Genomic DNA, 16868 nt, shown 5'->3' on the forward strand with positions numbered 1-16868 from the left:
CTTGATCAGGCGACGCCGATGCGCAGCAGGTCGTGGAAATGCACCAGTCCGACCGGCCGGCGGTCGTCGTCGATGACGATCAGCGCACCGATATGATGCTGGTTGAGCAGCGCCAGCGCCGCGGTCGCCAGTATCGTCGGCTTCACCGTCTTCGGCGTCTTGGTCATGATATCGTCGACCGCGAGCTCGGCCAGATTGCGGGTCAGATTGCGCGCCATATCGCCTTCGGTGACGATGCCGCAAAGCCGGCCATCCTCATCCAACACGCCGACGCAGCCGAAATGCTTGCGCGACAGCACCGTGATCGCCTCCGGCATCGGCGTGCCCTTGGCAACGAGCGGCAGCCGCTCGCCGGTATGCATGATATCGGCGACATGCATCAGGCTGGCGCCCAGCTTGCCGCCGGGATGGAAGACATGGAAATCCGTGGCGGTAAAGCCGCGCGCTTCCAGGAGCGCCACTGCCAGCGCGTCGCCGAGCGCAAGCTGCATCAGCGTCGAGGTCGTCGGCGCCAGCCCATTGGGGCAGGCCTCCTGTTCGTTCGGCACCAGAAGGACGATATCGGCGGCGGTCGCCAGCGAGGAACGGTCGCTGCAGGTGATTGCGATCAGCGGAATGGAGAAGCGCCGGGTGAAGGAGATGATGCTCTTGAGCTCGGCGCTCTCGCCGCCTTTGGAAATCGCCAGCACGACATCGTCGCGCTCGATCATGCCGAGGTCGCCGTGATTGGCTTCGGCCGCATGCACGAAAAAGGCAGGTGTCCCGGTTGAAGCGAATGTCGCTGCGAGCTTGGCCCCGATATGGCCGCTCTTGCCGACGCCGGTGACGATGACGCGGCCGGAGATGTCGCCGATGACTTCGACGGCCCGTGTCAGAGGATCGGCCAAGCCATTGTCAAGGGCCCGTTCCAGCGCTTCAAGACCGCGTCTTTCGGTCTCTATCGTGCGTTTTGCCGATTCGAGCACGCTGTTTTCAACGAGGTTTATCGCTCTTCTGTTCATGAAGTTGCGTTAGACCTTTTCACTTTCCAAGTCCACCCCGCACTCTTTCCGAAATGTGAACGGCGCCCGCTGACGGCAACGAATGATTAACCACAAGGCTTTACCTTTGGGTAAGAACCGAAAGCATGTCAGGCGCGAATTGCATGGGCCAGCCAAAACAGACGAGCAGTGTGACGCCGCTCCGCGCCATGATCCGTGCCGTCTCTTTTGCCGCGTTCGGAGGCCTGATTCTTGCCCAGACGGCAGCCCTTGCGCAGTCCGCCGCACAGCCGGCAGGGATGGCAAACAGCCGCTCCGCGGCCAATCAGGACAACAGCACCACGAACAACGCCGCCGCCACCGGTTTCGATGACGAGACCGACGGTGCCGCCGCGCCTGCGGCAAATGGTGCGACCGCGAATGCTGACGATGCCCAGCAGAGGCCAGCCATACCGGATGCGCAGGCCGGCGACGACATTACCGGCTCCATCCTCGACGAGGACATACGCCGGCTGAACACCCGCGAAGCGCCGCTCGACGAGACGCTGCCGCGCCGCAGGGCTGCCACAAGCGCCTCGACGGAGGAAACGCCGGGAATCCCGATCGGCACGTTCGTGCTCCGCCCGAGCGTCACCCAGAGCATCAACACCGAGACCACCAAGGACGGCAATACCCGACAGCGGCGCGCCTTTTTCGAAACAGACGCAGCAGCGACCTTGACCTCCGACTGGGGCCGCCATCAACTGTCCGTAACCTCGGAAGGTGCCTATCAGAGGAATATCAGTGGCGGGGGCGAAGAACAGCCCTCCTTCAAGATCAACAGCGACCTCAGGCTCGATCTTCCCGACGACACCACGGCGCACCTGACCGCCGGTTACAATTTCTACCGCGAGGATACGGACGATCCCGACGCCATCGCCAATGCCGCGCAGCAGTCTGATGTACAGGAATTTTCGGCCGGCGCCTCCGTCCAGCGCGATTTCGGCATTCTGCGCGGGACGACGGCCCTTGCCATGACCCGCTCGATTTATTCGGATGCCAAGCTTTCGAACGGCACGACCGTCACCCTCAGCGATCGCGACCAGACGACGGGTACGCTGCGCGGCCGCGTCGGCTACGAGCTGTCCCCCGCGCTCATCCCCTTCATCGAAGCCAACATCGGCCGCACGATCTATGACGAAACGCGCGACTCGGCCGGCTATGAGCGCTCGGGGCACAGCTATGGCGCCAAGGTGGGCGTCGAAGTTGATCTCGGCGAGAAACTGAAGGGTGAAGTCGGCGTCGGTTACGAGCAGGCCGATTTCGAAGACAGCCGCCTGTCCTCGATCGATACGGCGACACTCGATGCAAGCCTGCTCTGGTCGCCGATCCGCGGCACCGACGTCAATTTCGACCTGCAAACCAGCATTCAGCCCTCAACGACTGCCGGTGAGAGCGGCTACGTCTCGCACGCAATGACGACGACGGTCACCCACCAGCTGCGCGACAATCTGGTCGGGACGATGATCGGCGGGGTAATATGGCGCGACTATCCCACGGATAGCACCATCAACGACGAGCTCGTCTATACCGCCGCGACCGGCCTGACCTGGAACATCAACCGCTATCTCGATTTGACCAGCACACTCGGCTACGAGCTGACGACGCGCAAGGAAGGCACCGACTCGCAGCAATTTCGTGCCGGCGTCGGCCTCAAGCTGAAACGTTAAACGCCGCGCATCCAGCCCGGATGCGCGGCGTTCTGTCACTTCATAATCTAGGCGTAGCCCTTACTTCAGGCCGGCAAGCAATTCCCTGAAGCCGCCTTCGACGGAGGGGCGGATATCGGCGCGTTCGAGAGCGAAGGCGACGTTTGCCAGGATGAAGCCGTCCTTGGCGCCGCAGTCGTAGGTCGTTCCGCGGAAGTGGTAACCGGCGAAATCCTGTTCCTTCAGCAGCTTCAGCATGCCGTCGGTGAGCTGGATCTCGTTGCCGGCGCCGCGCTCCTGGGTTTCGAGGATCTTGAAGATCTCCGGCTGCAGGATGTAGCGACCGTTGATGAAGAAGTTGGAAGGCGCCGTCCCCTTGGCAGGCTTTTCCACCATGCCGGTGATGCGGAAGCCGTCACCGATCGCTTCGCCGACGCCGACGATGCCGTATTTATGCGCCTGGTCGGGCGCGCATTCCTCGACGGCGATGATATTGCCGCCGCTCTGGGCGTAAAGGTCGATCATGCCCTTCATGCAGCCCTTGTCGCCCTTCATGATCATATCGGGCAGCAGCAATGCGAAGGGCTCGTCACCGACGATCTCGCGGGCGCACCACACGGCGTGGCCGAGGCCGAGCGGCTCCTGCTGTCGGGTGAAGCTCGCCGTGCCGGCCTTCGGCAATTGCTGGGCCAGAAGGGTGATCTCCGCCTTCTTGGCGCGCTCGCGCAGCGTCTGTTCCAGCTCGAAATGGATGTCGAAATAGTCTTCGATGACGTGCTTGTTGCGTCCGGTGACGAACACCAGATGTTCGATCCCGGCCTCGATCGCCTCATCGACGACATACTGAATGATTGGCTTGTCGACGACGGTCAACATTTCCTTCGGAACAGCCTTTGTCGCCGGCAGGAATCGCGTCCCCAATCCGGCCACCGGAAATACTGCTTTACGAACTTTGTTGTGTTGAGCCACACCGGCCTCCTGCTTCGATCATATCGCTTTGGAAATAGGGCTTTTTAGCCTTAACTAGTATAGAATTGCTACTGTTTTGCAATGGTGACCGCAGCGGTTCGCTATGGTAAAGAATTTGTTGACTCCGTTCCTGTAGTCTTGGTTCTGGCGCGGACATGATGCCTCGCTGTCCCCGGAAACTGAAGATGACGGATACGACTGTCGATGACCCAGAATCACAAAAACTCCCTTCGTGGTCTTGCTCTCGCCCTCATTGTCGCCGCCCAGGTGGGGCTGGTCCCCGACAACGCTAGAGCTGATTCCCGGTTCCAGAAATGGATCGCGGATTTTTACCAAACAGCCGCTCAGAGTGGCATCAGTAAGGCAACTTATCAAAAGGCCTTTTCCGGGGTGAGCGAGCCTGATCCGACCGTGCTCGAAAAGGCCGCCTATCAGCCGGAATTCACCTCGAAGATCTGGGACTATGTCGATTCCCGCGTCAATCCCTACACGGTCAAGATCGGCCGCGAGATGGCCGCCAAACACGCAAGAACACTCGATGCGATCGAGCGGCGATTCGGCGTCGACAAGACCATTCTGCTCGCCATCTGGTCGATGGAATCGAATTACGGCGCGATTCTCGACAAGGACGACCGGCTGCACTATGTGCCGCGCGCGCTGGCAACGCTGGCCTATGCCGATCCGAGCCGCGCCAAATTCGCCAAGAAGCAGCTGGTCGCCGCGCTGAAGATCTTGCAGAACGGTGACGTGCCGGCTCGCGAAATGACCGGCTCCTGGGCCGGCGCCATGGGCCACACGCAGTTCATTCCGACAAGCTATCTGCTTTATGCCGTCGATGCCGACGGCAACGGCCATCGCGACATCTGGAACTCGGTGCCGGATGCGCTGGCGACTTCGGCCAATCTCCTGATGAAGAACGGCTGGGACACCGGCAAGACCTGGGGCTACGAGGTCGTTGTTCCCACGGCCGCGGCCAAGCAGGCCGGCAAGACCCATACGCTGGCCCAATGGGCAGCGCTCGGCCTGACACGCCCGAACGGCAAGGCCTTCCGCGACGGCGGCACAAAAGCCGTGCTGAAGATGCCGGCCGGACCCGGTGGCCCCGGCTTCCTGATGACCGCCAACTTCTTCACCATCAAGAACTACAATGCCTCGGACAGCTATGCGCTTGCCGTCGGCCTGCTGGCCGACCAGATCGCCGGCTACGGCGGCATGCAGCAGCGCTGGCCGCGCCCGGACGGCGCCCTTGATATCACTGAGAAATTCGAGCTGCAAACGCGTCTGAAGACACTCGGCTACTACAATGGCGAGGTCGACGGCAATTTCGGCTCGGGTTCGAAGGCGGCGATATCAGCCGTGCAGGAGCGCATCGGCATGCAGCCGGACGGCGAGCCCTCCTTGCCGCTTCTGAACGCACTGCGTCGCTAGATCGGGATGATCCCGGCCGAAGGCTACACACACTTTTCGGCATGCTGCTCTACAACAGCCAGAACCTTGACCTAGATAGCGAGAGTGGACGCTGACCTACCCCACGTGCAAGATGCCGGCAGATGCGGAACTGCCCATGACGAAGAAAACTGATCGCACCCCAATCCGTTGGCTCATGCTCGCCTTGACGGCGGCTTCGCTATTCGTTGGCGCGCTTGCGCCGGTGCAGGTTGCCGAAGCCCAGGAGCAGCGCTACCAGCGCCGGTCGATCCTCGATTTCCTCCTCGGCCGGCGCTATCTCGACGACGCACCGCAGGCGCCTGATGTCCAGCAGCCGAGACGCCAGCAGCGCAAGCGCCCGCCGGCGCAGAAAGCCATCGTCAATACCCGCACCGCGCCGCCGGTCCGCGCTCCCGTGCAGGAGGAGCCGGCGGTGCAGAAGCTCGGCGACGCCCGTAAGATCCTGATCGTCGGCGATTTCCTGGCGAGCGGCCTCGGCGACGGCCTCACCGCCGCCTTCGAGACCTCGCCCGGTGTCGTCGTCGAAGCCCGCGGCAACGTCTCCTCGGGCCTGGTTCGTGACGATTATTACGACTGGCCGGCACAGTTGCCGAAGATGATCGACGAGCTGAAGCCGGCGATGGTCGTCGTCATGATCGGCGCCAACGACCGCCAGCAGATGGTGACCGACAACGCCAAGGAAAAATTCCGCACCGATGGCTGGTTTGCCGAATATCGCCGCCGTGTCCTTTCCTTCGGCAAGGAGGTCACCGCCCGCAAGATCCCGCTGCTCTGGGTCGGCCTTCCCGCTTTCCAGTCCGATTCGATGACGGCCGATGCCGTCCAGATGAATCAGCTTTACCGCAACCAGGTTGAAAGCATCGGTGGCGAATTCGTCGACATCTGGGATGGTTTCGTCGACGAAAACGGCACCTTCATCGTCACTGGTTCGGATGTGAACGGCCAGCAGGTGCGCCTGCGCACCTCCGACGGCATTAATCTTACGCAAGCCGGCCGGCGAAAGCTCGCCTTCTATGTGGAAAAGCCGGCCCGGCGTCTTCTCGGCACCCAGGCAAGCCCCGACCTAATTCGCCTCGACTCCAGCAATCTGCCCGGCCTCGGCCTCCCCGCCAATCCGGTCGAACATACCGTGCCGATCAGCCTCTCCGATCCCAATCTCGACGGCGGCGCCGAGCTTCTCGGCGCCAGGCCGCCGCCTGTGGCTTTGACGCGGTCGCCGCGCGACCTCCTGGTCGAGCAGGGCGAAATGACGCCAGCACCTCCCGGCCGCGTTGACGATTACCGCCTGCCTGCCGCAAAGGCGGCGGCCGAAGTCTCGGTCAAATAAAAAGACCGCCCGGTCTGCTGCGCTGGATCAGCGATCAATCGCGGCGGGCGGCATTGTGCTTGCGGTTACAAGCTGCTCTTCGGCGAGCATAAAAGCACATCTCCTGCGTAACAGCGTCCTGCAATTCGGCTAGCTCTAGATCGTAGATCAGTCGGCAACGCGCTGTGCGTGAAGCAGCCTTTCGCTCCCTTCCCGTCTAGGTCGCCGCCTACGGCCAGCTCAAATAATAATGGTTGGAGCCGATAGGCCGAAGAAGGCATCGCTGTCGTTCGTCTGAAGTCGATCCGGCTGCTGACATCGATATCCTTGCCGTTGCCCGAGCTTTGCGGCACGGTTTCCGTGGCAAGCGGTCGCATCACGTCCTGGCGGACGCGCGGCGCTCCATGAAAAAACTCCGCCGAAAGGGCGGAGTTTTTGTCTTCTTGAAGGTGTGTGGCCGACGGTCAGTTCGGCAGGACGGTCGAGCCCATCAATGCCTCGTCGATGGCACGCGCCGCCTGGCGGCCTTCACGGATCGCCCAAACCACCAACGACTGGCCGCGGCGCACGTCGCCGGCCGTCCAGAACTTGTCGATCGACGTCTTGTAGTCGCGGTCGTTGGCGACCACGTTGGTCGAGCCGCGCTTGTCGGTGTTGAGCGTCAGCTTGCCTTCGAGCTCCTTCAGCACGCTTGATGTGAACGGGCCGCGGAAACCGATGGCGATAAAGGCGAGATCGGCCCGGATGACGAATTCCGTGCCCGGAACCGGCCGCCGGCGCTCATCGACCTCGCAGCACTTGACGCCGGTCAGCACGCCGTCTTCGCCGACGAACTCAAGCGTGGCCACCTGGAATTCCCGCACGGCACCCTCGGCCTGCGAGGAGGAAGTGCGCATCTTCGTCGCCCAGAACGGCCAGACGGCAAGCTTGTCTTCCTTTTCCGGCGGCTGCGGTCGGATGTCGAGCTGGGTGACCTTGACGGCCCCCTGGCGGAACGCCGTGCCGACGCAGTCCGAAGCCGTATCGCCGCCGCCGACGACGACGATATGTTTGGCGCCGGCAAGGATCGGGTCCGATGGCCAGCCGACGCTGTCGATGTTCTCGCGACCGACGCGGCGGTTCTGCTGGACGAGATAGGGCATCGCATCGTGGACGCCCGCAAGCTCGGTGCCGGGAATGCCCGCCTCGCGCGGCGTCTCGGAGCCGCCGCAGTAAAGAACGGCGTCATGATCGGCGAGTAGCTGCTCGACCTTGACATCGACGCCGACATTGACGCCGCAATGGAAGGTGACGCCCTCGCCCTTCATCTGCTCGACGCGGCGGTCGATGAAGTTCTTCTCCATCTTGAAATCGGGGATGCCGTAGCGCAGCAGCCCGCCCGGCTTTGTTTCGCGCTCGTAGACATGCACCTCGTGGCCGGCGCGGCCGAGCTGCTGGGCGGCCGCCATGCCGGCGGGGCCGGAGCCGATGACGGCGACCTTCTTGCCGGTATGCACCGTCGCCGGCTGCGGCCGGATGAAGCCGAGCTCATAGGCCTTGTCGGCGATCGCCTGTTCGACCGTCTTGATGGCAACAGGCGCATCCTCGAGATTCAGCGTGCAGGCTTCCTCGCAGGGTGCCGGGCAGACGCGGCCGGTGAACTCAGGGAAGTTGTTGGTCGAATGCAGGTTCTGGATCGCCGCTTCCCAGTTGTTGTTGTAGACGAGGTCGTTCCAATCGGGAATCTGGTTGTGAACCGGGCATCCGGTCGGGCCGTGACAATAGGGGATGCCACAGTCCATGCAGCGCGCGGCCTGTTTCTGCACTTCCGGGTCCGACATCGGGATCGTGAACTCGCGGAAATGACGGATACGATCCGACGCCGGCTGATACTTCGCTACCTGCCGGTCGATTTCCAGAAACCCTGTTACCTTACCCATGCTTTCGTCCCTTACCCTCATGACCGCCTCACCGCAGCCAATCTGTCTATCGTCAGTCCCGGTATCCGGGGCAAGTTGCTTCTCTTGACCGTCATTGGCGCATATCCCCTGGAAGACATCCGTGCGATCTGGACAGGTTTCGCTGTCGGCATGATCGGAGTCATCGAGATATTTTCGTCATCCGTCACCTGCGGTCAGCAGGTGACGGATGTCCCAGTGCAAATCATTCCGCGGCGATGCCCATCCGGCTGCGCTCCATTTCCTCGAGCGCACGGCGGTATTCGACCGGCATGACCTTGCGGAACTTCGGACGGTAGTCGGCCCAGCTGTCGAGGATCTGCTTGGCGCGGGTCGAACCCGTATAGTGCAGATGGTTGGAGATCAGCTGGTAGAGGCGCTCCTCGTCGTGGCGCGTCATGTCGCCGGAAACGTCGACACGTCCCTTGTGCATGAGATCGCCGCCGTGATGATGCAGCTTCTCCAGCATGTCGTCCTCCTCGGGCACCGGCTCGAGTTCGACCATCGCCATGTTGCAGCGGCTGGCGAAATCGCCGGTTTCATCGAGCACATAGGCAACACCGCCTGACATGCCGGCCGCGAAGTTACGGCCCGTGGCGCCAAGCACGACGACGACGCCGCCGGTCATATATTCGCAGCCATGGTCGCCGACACCCTCAACGATGGCGATCGCACCCGAATTGCGCACGGCGAAACGTTCGCCCGCAACACCCCGGAAGTAGCATTCGCCCTCGGTCGCACCGTAAAGCACGGTGTTGCCGACGATGATCGAGTTCTCGGCCACGATCCGTGAATTCTCCGGCGGCCGGATGATGATCTTGCCGCCCGAAAGCCCCTTGCCGACATAGTCGTTGCCGTCGCCGATCAGGTTGAAGGTGACGCCACGCGCCAGGAAGGCGCCGAAGCTCTGCCCCGCCGTACCGCGAAGTGTGACATTGATCGTGTCTTCCTTCAGCCCGCGATGGCGGAAGCGCTTGGCGACCTCGCCGGAGAGCATCGCGCCCGCCGAACGGTCGACGTTCTTGATGCCGACCTCGAAGGCAACGGGTGTCTTGGCGGTCAGCGCCGGCTGTGCCTGCTCGATCAGCACGCGGTCGAGAATATCGTCGATCGGGTGCTGCTGCCGGCTCGTCCAGAAGGTCTCTTCCTTGGCGGCATCGACCTTATGGAAGATGCGGCTGAAGTCGAGGCCCTTGGCCTTCCAGTGCGCCAGCATCTCGTCCTTCTCCAACAGCTCCGAAGCGCCGATGATCTCGTCGAGCCGGGTAAAGCCGAGCGAGGCGAGAATTTCGCGCACTTCGTTGGCGACGAAGAAGAAGTAGTTGATGACGTGCTCCGGCGTGCCCTTGAAGCGCTTGCGCAGCACCGGATCCTGGGTTGCCACGCCCACCGGACAGGTGTTGAGATGGCACTTGCGCATCATGATGCAGCCGGCCGCGATCAGCGGCGCGGTGGCGAAGCCGAACTCGTCGGCGCCGAGCAGCGCCCCGATGATGACGTCGCGGCCGGTCTTCAACCCGCCGTCCACCTGCAATGCGACACGCGAGCGCAAGCCGTTCAGCACCAACGTCTGCTGGGTCTCGGCAAGGCCGATTTCCCAGGGGCTGCCGGCATGCTTGAGCGAAGTCAGCGGCGATGCACCCGTGCCGCCATCGAAGCCGGCGACCGTGATATGGTCGGCACGCGCTTTGGCGACGCCGGCGGCGACCGTGCCGACGCCGACTTCGGAGACGAGCTTGACCGAGACATCCGAGGTCGGATTGACGTTCTTTAGATCGTAGATCAGCTGCGCCAGATCTTCGATGGAATAGATGTCGTGGTGCGGCGGCGGCGAAATCAGGCCGACACCCGGCGTCGAGTGGCGGGTCTTGGCAACCGTCGCGTCAACCTTGTGACCCGGCAGCTGGCCGCCTTCGCCAGGCTTGGCGCCTTGTGCCACCTTGATCTGCAGCACGTCGGCATTGACGAGATATTCGGTGGTGACGCCGAAGCGGCCGGAGGCAATCTGCTTGATCGCCGAACGTTCCGGGTTCATCGAACCGTCGGCCAGCGGCATGTAGCGGTCGGATTCCTCGCCGCCCTCGCCGGTGTTCGACTTGCCGCCGATCCGGTTCATGGCAATCGCCAGCGTCGTATGCGCCTCCCTGGAGATCGAGCCGAAGGACATCGCCCCCGTCGAGAAACGCCTGACGATATCGGCCGCCGGCTCGACCTCGTCGATCGAAACCGGCTTGCGGCCGAGCGCCTCGGCGCTCTTCATCTTGAAGAGCCCGCGGATCGTGTTCATGCGCAGCGCCGAATTGTTGACCATCTCGGCGAATTCGCGGTAGCGATCCTCGGCATTGCCGCGCACCGCATGCTGAAGGGCAGCGACTGCATCCGGCGTCCAGGCGTGGCTTTCGCCGCGCATGCGGTAGGCATATTCGCCGCCGATGTCGAGCGTTGTCGCAAGAAGCGGATCCTTGCCGAAGGCCGCGTTATGGCGGGCGACGGTTTCGGCGGCAATCGCCTCGAGGCCGACACCTTCGATCATCGTCGCGGTCCCGAAGAAATATTTGTCGATGAGTTCCGACTGCAGACCGATCGCATCGAAGATCTGCGCCCCGCAATAGGATTGATAGGTCGAGATACCCATCTTCGACATGACCTTGAGGATGCCTTTGCCGACCGCCTTGATGTAGCGGTAGACGATTTCGGAAGCATCCACTTCCTTCGGGAATTCGCCCTTGGCATGCATGTCGAGCAGCGTGTCGAAGGCGAGATAGGGGTTGATCGCCTCGGCGCCGTAGCCGGCGAGCAGGCAGAAATGATGCACTTCGCGCGGTTCGCCGGTCTCGACGACGAGACCGACCGAGGTGCGGAGCCCCTTGCGGATCAGGTGATGGTGTACGGCCGCCGTCGCCAGCAGCGCCGGAATGGCGATCCGGTCCGGGCCAATCTGGCGGTCGGAGAGCACTATGATGTTGTAGCCGCCCTTGACGGCCGCTTCCGCGCGCTCGCAGAGTCGGTCGAGCATCTCCGGCATGCCTTCGGCGCCACGCTCGATATCATAGGTGAAATCGAGCGTCTTGGTGTCGAAACGATCTTCCGTATGGCCGATCGAGCGGATCTTCTCGAGATCGCCGTTGGTCAGGATCGGCTGACGCACTTCAAGCCGCTTGGCGTTCGCCGCGCCCTCGTGGTCGAGAATGTTCGGCCGCGGCCCGATGAAGGACACGAGGCTCATGACCAGTTCCTCGCGGATCGGGTCGATCGGCGGGTTGGTCACCTGCGCGAAGTTCTGCTTGAAATAAGTGTAGAGCAGCTTCGGCTTTTCCGACATCGCCGAGATCGGCGTATCCGTGCCCATCGAGCCGATCGCCTCCTGGCCCGTCGTCGCCATCGGCGACATCAGGATGCGAGTATCCTCGAGCGTGTAGCCGAAGGCCTGCTGGCGATCGAGCAGCGACACGTCGCGGCGCAGCGCCCGTGGCTCCACCGGCTTCAGATCTTCGAGGATGAGCTGGGTGCGGTTCAGCCAACTGCGATAGGGATGCGCCGTCGCCAGCTGCGACTTCACCTCGTCGTCGGAGATGATGCGGCCTTCTTCCATGTCGATCAGCAGCATCTTGCCCGGCTGCAGGCGCCACTTCTGGATGATCTTCTCTTCCGGAACCGGCAGCACGCCGGCTTCGGACGCCATGATGACGCGGTCGTCATCGGTGACGAGGTAGCGCGCCGGCCGCAGGCCGTTGCGGTCGAGCGTCGCACCGATCTGCTTGCCATCGGTGAAGGCCACGGCAGCCGGACCGTCCCAGGGCTCCATCAGAGCGGCATGATATTCGTAGAACGCCTTGCGGTCGGCCGCCATCGATTGGTTGCCGGCCCAGGCTTCCGGGATCAGCATCATCACCGCATGTGCCATCGAATAACCGCCGCGCACCAGGAATTCGAGCGCGTTGTCGAAACAAGCCGTATCCGACTGACCCTCATAGGAAATCGGCCAGAGCTTGGAAATGTCCTCGCCGAACAGCGGCGAGGAGACCGACGCCTGGCGCGCCGCCATCCAGTTGACGTTGCCGCGCAGCGTGTTGATCTCGCCGTTATGGGCGACCATGCGGTAGGGATGCGCGAGCTTCCACGACGGGAAGGTGTTGGTCGAGAAACGCTGGTGCACCAGGGCGACCGCGCTTTCGAAACGCGGATCCGACAGGTCCTTGTAATAGACGCCGACCTGATAAGCCAGGAACATGCCCTTGTAGACCACCGTCGCCGACGACAGCGACACCGGATAGAAATTGCTCTCCTCGCCGTCGAACTCATCATAGATACGGTTGGAGATCACCTTGCGCAGCGTGAACAGCCGGCGCTCGAACTCGTCGTTGTTTTCGGCATCCTCGCCGGCGCCGATGAAGACCTGCACATGGTGCGGCTCGGTTGCGGCAATCGCCGGCGCCTTGGAGAGCGAGGAATTGTCGACCGGCACGTCGCGAAAGCCGATGAAGACCTGACCTTCCTCGGCGATGACGTCTTGGATCACCTTCTTGAAGTGCTCGATCTGCTTTTCATCGCGCGGCATGAAGATATGGCCGACGCCATATTCGCCGATCGGCGGCAGGGTGATGCCCTGCTCGGCCATCTCCTCGCGGAAGAAACGGTCGGGGATCTGCACCAGGATGCCGGCGCCGTCACCCATCAGCGGATCGGCGCCGACGGCGCCGCGATGCGTCAGGTTCTCGAGGATGAACAGGCCATCCTTGACGATCTGGTGCGATTTCTGGCCCTTCATATGCGCGACGAAGCCGACGCCGCAGGCATCGTGTTCGTTGCGCGGATCGTAGAGGCCCTGTTTCTTCGGCAGGCCGGAGGCGGATGTGGAGATATTGGCCGTCGCGCGCACCTCGGCAGCAGCAAACCGGTCAAATTCCATGGATGGCGTCTTCGTCATCATCTTTCCTCCTGTCGAAGCCCGCGGGGCCGCGGGCGGCTTTTCGTCATGCGCCGCAACCCGAAGATAGGTTCGGCGCGTGACAGCGCTGTTGCAGTGTGAAGATCGGCCGCAGACATCTGCTTTAAAGGAAAGCAAACCGTCGCGTTCCGCGCCTGCCATTCGCCTCCGCGCGCCGCCGGCAAGGCTTGACGCTCGGAAGAACTATAGCGTGAAAGCCGGTCTGTTCCAGGGCTTTCGGCGCCTCTTCGGCCATAAAGGCCAAAATAGGACAGCAACACTGTCCTAATTCATCAGTTCTATGCCAGAAAGCATTCGGCTCCGCAAGAGCGCTCTGTCAAAAAACGTCAATTTGCGACGGAAGATTACCGGATCAGTCGGCATGGCGAAATAAAATTACGAAAAGTCACACTATTTTGTTTATTGATTGCGTAGTTCAATTTCTGTGATGTGTCACGGGCGACTACCTTGATCCTGTGAAGCTTTGGCGTAATGTCCGCTGCGGACTTGCCAACCTTATCCTTCCCCAACGGTTTCCCCCATGTTCTTTGCTTCCGATAACTGGGCCGGCGCCCATCAATCCATTGCCGAACGTCTGCTGACGGAATCGGCCGGTTTTGCCGCCGCCTATGGCGCCGGCGATCTCGACAGGAAGGTCGAAGCCCGCTTTTCCGAGATTTTCGAACGCGAGGTTTCGGTCTTTTTCGTCGCCACCGGCACGGCCGCCAACTCGCTGGCGCTGGCAAGCGTCCAGCGCCCCGGCGGCATCACCTTCTGCCATTCGGAAGCCCATGTGATCGAGGATGAATGCGGCGCGCCGGAATTCTTCTCCGGCTCCGCCCGCCTCGTTGCCGTCGACGGCGAAGCCGGCAAGATCGATCCGGCCGGGCTCTCGGCAAAGATCGCGCATTATCCCGAAGACGCCCTCCGTCATGGCCGCGCCAGCGCGGTGACGATCACCCAGGCAACCGAGATCGGCACCGTCTATTCGCTGCCGGAGATCGGCGAGATCGCCGCCATATCAAAAAAACGCAATCTGCCGCTCCATATGGATGGCGCCCGCTTCGCCAATGCGCTGATCGCGCTCGGCGCCACCCCGGCCGAAATGACCTGGAAGCGCGGCGTCGACATGCTCTCCTTCGGCGGCACCAAGAATGGTTGCTGGTGTGCGGAAGCGATCGTCTTCTTCAATCCGGATCAGGCCCGGGAAATGCCCTTCATCCGCAAGCGCGCCGCCCAGCTCTTCTCCAAGTCGCGCTTCATCGCCGCCCAGTTCGATGCCTATTTCGAAAACGGTCTCTGGCTCGATCTCGCCCGCCATTCGAACGGCATGGCCGACGGGCTGCGCGCCGGCATCAGAGACAGCAACGCCGCCCGCCTCGCCTGGCCGACCGCCTCCAACGAAGTCTTTGCCGTCATCAGCAAAAGCGCTGCGAAAACCGCGGAGGAAAAGGGCGCGAAATTCTACGAATGGCCGGTTCCGGCGGCAACGCCCGAGCTCGTTTCCGAAAGCGAAATCCTGATCCGTCTCGTCACCAGCTTCGCGACGACGGAAGCGGATGTGGATGGTTTCCTGAAATGCCTGGTTGCCTGATTGCCCCGATTGGCAATGCTTCACGCCGATTTCAGTCCCCTCACCTTTTGCAGAATATCGTCGGAAAGTGCTGAGACCAGCGCCTGATCCGCTCCCTTGCGCGGCACCAGCACGAATTCGACGTCCTCCAGCGCCGGAAGTTTTCCCGCAGCAATCTCCTTCAGGCCTGATGGTGCCATGCTGCGCGGCTGCACCAGCACGCCCATCCCGGCCCGCGCCGCCGCCGTCAACCCACTCAGGCTGCCGCAGGTGCAGACGATCCGCCACGGCACGCCGTTTCGCCCGAGCGCTTCCAGGGCGATCACCCGTGTGACGCTCGGCGGCGGAAAGGCGATCAGCGGCAGAGGGCCGGAGGCGAGCACGCGCTCGGGATCGCGCGCCAGCCAGACGAGCGGCTCGCGATAGACGAGTTTTCCGCGTGCATCGCCGAGCCGGCGCTTGGCGAGCACCAAATCGATCTCACCATTATCCTGCATCTCGTAGAGAACGCCTGATAGCGCCACCGTCAGTTCCAGGTCGACGGAGGGATGCGAACGAACGAAATCTTCCAGCACCGCCGGCAACTGGCTGGTGACAAAGTCTTCCGACACGCCGAGCCGCAGGCTGCCGCGCAGGCTGTGGCTCTTAAACAATGACTGCACCTGCCCCTCGATCGAAAGCATGGCGCGCGCATGCGAGAGCAACGCCTCGCCATCGCCGGTCAGCATCACCTTATGCGTGTCGCGCGCCAGCAGCTTGCGCCCGAGGGCCGTCTCCAGCCGCTGGATATGCTGGCTGACCGTCGATTGCCCCAAGCCAAGCCTCTCCGCAGCAAGGGTGAAACTGCCCATCTGTTCGACGGCGACGAAACTGCGCAATTGCGAAAGGTCCAGCATGATCCAGATTCTCGATAACTGTTATTTCTTGCATCCTGGATCATAATGGACGACAGAACAACGACTGTTTTTATCACGCCGCGAGACCGCCATGCGCCGCTTTCTGCCCGATACATTCACCCTCCTGCTCGTCTGCACCGTCATCCTCGCCTCCTTGTTTCCGGCGAGCGGCACATTCGCGGATTATTTCGGCATCGCCACCGATCTTGCCATCGCCCTGCTGTTCTTCCTGCATGGCGCCCGCCTCTCGCGCGACGTCGTCATAGCAGGCCTGCTGCACTGGCGGCTGCATCTCGTCATCCTGCTGACGACCTTCGGCATCTTCCCGCTGCTCGGGATGGCGCTCGGACTGATCCCCGACACGATCCTGCCGCAGCCGCTTTATCTCGGCATTCTCTTCCTCTGCGTGCTGCCATCGACGGTGCAGTCGTCGATCGCCTTCACCTCGATGGCCGGCGGCAATGTGCCTGCCGCCATCTGCTCGGCCTCGGCGTCCAACATCTTCGGCATGTTCCTGACACCGCTGCTCGTCGGCTTGCTGTTTTCCGTCGGCGGCCATGGCGGCTTCTCTTTCGACGCCTTGGAGCAGATCCTGCTGCAGCTGCTTGCCCCCTTCATCGTCGGCCAGATCCTGCAGCCCTGGATCGGCGACTGGATCCGCGCCAAGAAGAAGATCCTGATGCCTGTCGACCGCGGCTCGATCCTGATGGTCGTCTATCTCGCCTTCAGCACGGCGGTAGTCGAAGGCCTGTGGCACACTTTCTCGATCGCCGATATCGCCGTCGTCATCGCAGCCGACATCGTGCTGTTGGCACTTGTTCTTGTTTTGACGATGTTCGGCAGCCGCTGGCTCGGTTTCAACAAGCCCGACCAGATCACCATCACCTTCTGCGGCTCGAAGAAGAGCCTTGCCAGCGGCGTGCCGATGGCAAATGTCATCTTCGCCGGCCAGTCGATCGGCGCGATCGTGCTGCCGCTGATGCTCTTCCACCAGATCCAGCTGATGGTCTGCGCCGTCATCGCCCAGAAATACGCCGCCGCCGCGGCCCGCCGCGCAACGGAAAAGGAAATGGACGAGGCAGCCAGCCCGGCATAGAGCAGGTCGCGCAAAAAAAAGGAGCTAAAGCGCGAGGAGCGAATCTG

General features: G+C 62.3%; 10 protein-coding genes. 5 read left to right on the forward strand and 5 right to left on the reverse strand.

The genetic code is table 11. The features are described from left to right. Window positions 1–5: 5 nt before the first annotated feature. Entirely contained in the window at window positions 6–1001 is a 996-nt protein-coding gene (locus tag FHT79_RS22165) for a KpsF/GutQ family sugar-phosphate isomerase (RefSeq protein ID WP_047616405.1), read from the reverse strand. 143 nt (window positions 1002–1144) lie between these two features. Between FHT79_RS22165 and FHT79_RS22170 the strand changes: the two genes are divergently transcribed. Then, window positions 1145–2689, forward strand: coding sequence for an outer membrane beta-barrel protein (locus FHT79_RS22170; protein WP_183904119.1), 1545 nt, complete (start codon window positions 1145–1147; stop codon window positions 2687–2689). A 60-nt stretch (window positions 2690–2749) separates the two neighbouring features. Here the strand turns inward: FHT79_RS22170 and galU are convergent, their stop codons facing one another. Continuing rightward, a complete protein-coding gene (galU, locus tag FHT79_RS22175) occupies window positions 2750–3637 on the reverse strand; it encodes a UTP--glucose-1-phosphate uridylyltransferase GalU (protein ID WP_183904120.1) in 888 nt (295 codons plus the stop codon). Between the two features lie 204 nt (window positions 3638–3841). Between galU and FHT79_RS22180 the strand changes: the two genes are divergently transcribed. Both FHT79_RS22180 and FHT79_RS22185 read left to right on the forward strand, forming a co-directional pair. Further along, on the forward strand, window positions 3842–5065 hold the full coding sequence (locus FHT79_RS22180; RefSeq protein ID WP_183904121.1) for a lytic murein transglycosylase: 1224 nt from the start codon (window positions 3842–3844) through the stop codon (window positions 5063–5065). 112 nt (window positions 5066–5177) lie between these two features. Continuing rightward, window positions 5178–6413: a DUF459 domain-containing protein gene (locus FHT79_RS22185; RefSeq protein WP_183904122.1), complete on the forward strand. Its 1236-nt coding sequence runs from the start codon at window positions 5178–5180 to the stop codon at window positions 6411–6413. Between the two features lie 443 nt (window positions 6414–6856). Here the strand turns inward: FHT79_RS22185 and FHT79_RS22190 are convergent, their stop codons facing one another. Both FHT79_RS22190 and gltB read right to left on the reverse strand, forming a co-directional pair. Further along, the gene (locus FHT79_RS22190) at window positions 6857–8311 is read right to left on the reverse strand and encodes a glutamate synthase subunit beta (RefSeq protein ID WP_028756675.1); all 1455 of its coding nucleotides are present in this window, start codon (window positions 8309–8311) and stop codon (window positions 6857–6859) included. A gap of 223 nt (window positions 8312–8534) precedes the next feature. After that, window positions 8535–13259 carry a glutamate synthase large subunit gene (gene gltB / locus FHT79_RS22195; protein WP_183904123.1) on the reverse strand — a complete coding sequence of 1575 codons (4725 nt, stop codon included), beginning with the start codon at window positions 13257–13259 and terminating at the stop codon, window positions 8535–8537. Window positions 13260–13797: 538 nt separating this feature from the next. Here gltB and FHT79_RS22200 point away from each other — a divergent pair. Further along, window positions 13798–14850 carry a low specificity L-threonine aldolase gene (locus FHT79_RS22200; protein WP_028758622.1) on the forward strand — a complete coding sequence of 351 codons (1053 nt, stop codon included), beginning with the start codon at window positions 13798–13800 and terminating at the stop codon, window positions 14848–14850. 20 nt (window positions 14851–14870) lie between these two features. Here the strand turns inward: FHT79_RS22200 and FHT79_RS22205 are convergent, their stop codons facing one another. Next, on the reverse strand, window positions 14871–15725 hold the full coding sequence (locus FHT79_RS22205) for a LysR family transcriptional regulator (protein ID WP_028755889.1): 855 nt from the start codon (window positions 15723–15725) through the stop codon (window positions 14871–14873). Window positions 15726–15816: 91 nt separating this feature from the next. Between FHT79_RS22205 and FHT79_RS22210 the strand changes: the two genes are divergently transcribed. Further along, window positions 15817–16821: a bile acid:sodium symporter family protein gene (locus FHT79_RS22210; RefSeq protein WP_028758621.1), complete on the forward strand. Its 1005-nt coding sequence runs from the start codon at window positions 15817–15819 to the stop codon at window positions 16819–16821. Window positions 16822–16868: the final 47 nt, after the last annotated feature.

It is taken from the genome of Rhizobium sp. BK212, assembly GCF_014197475.1.
In the GTDB taxonomy this organism is placed as follows: Bacteria; Pseudomonadota; Alphaproteobacteria; order Rhizobiales; family Rhizobiaceae; genus Rhizobium; species Rhizobium anhuiense.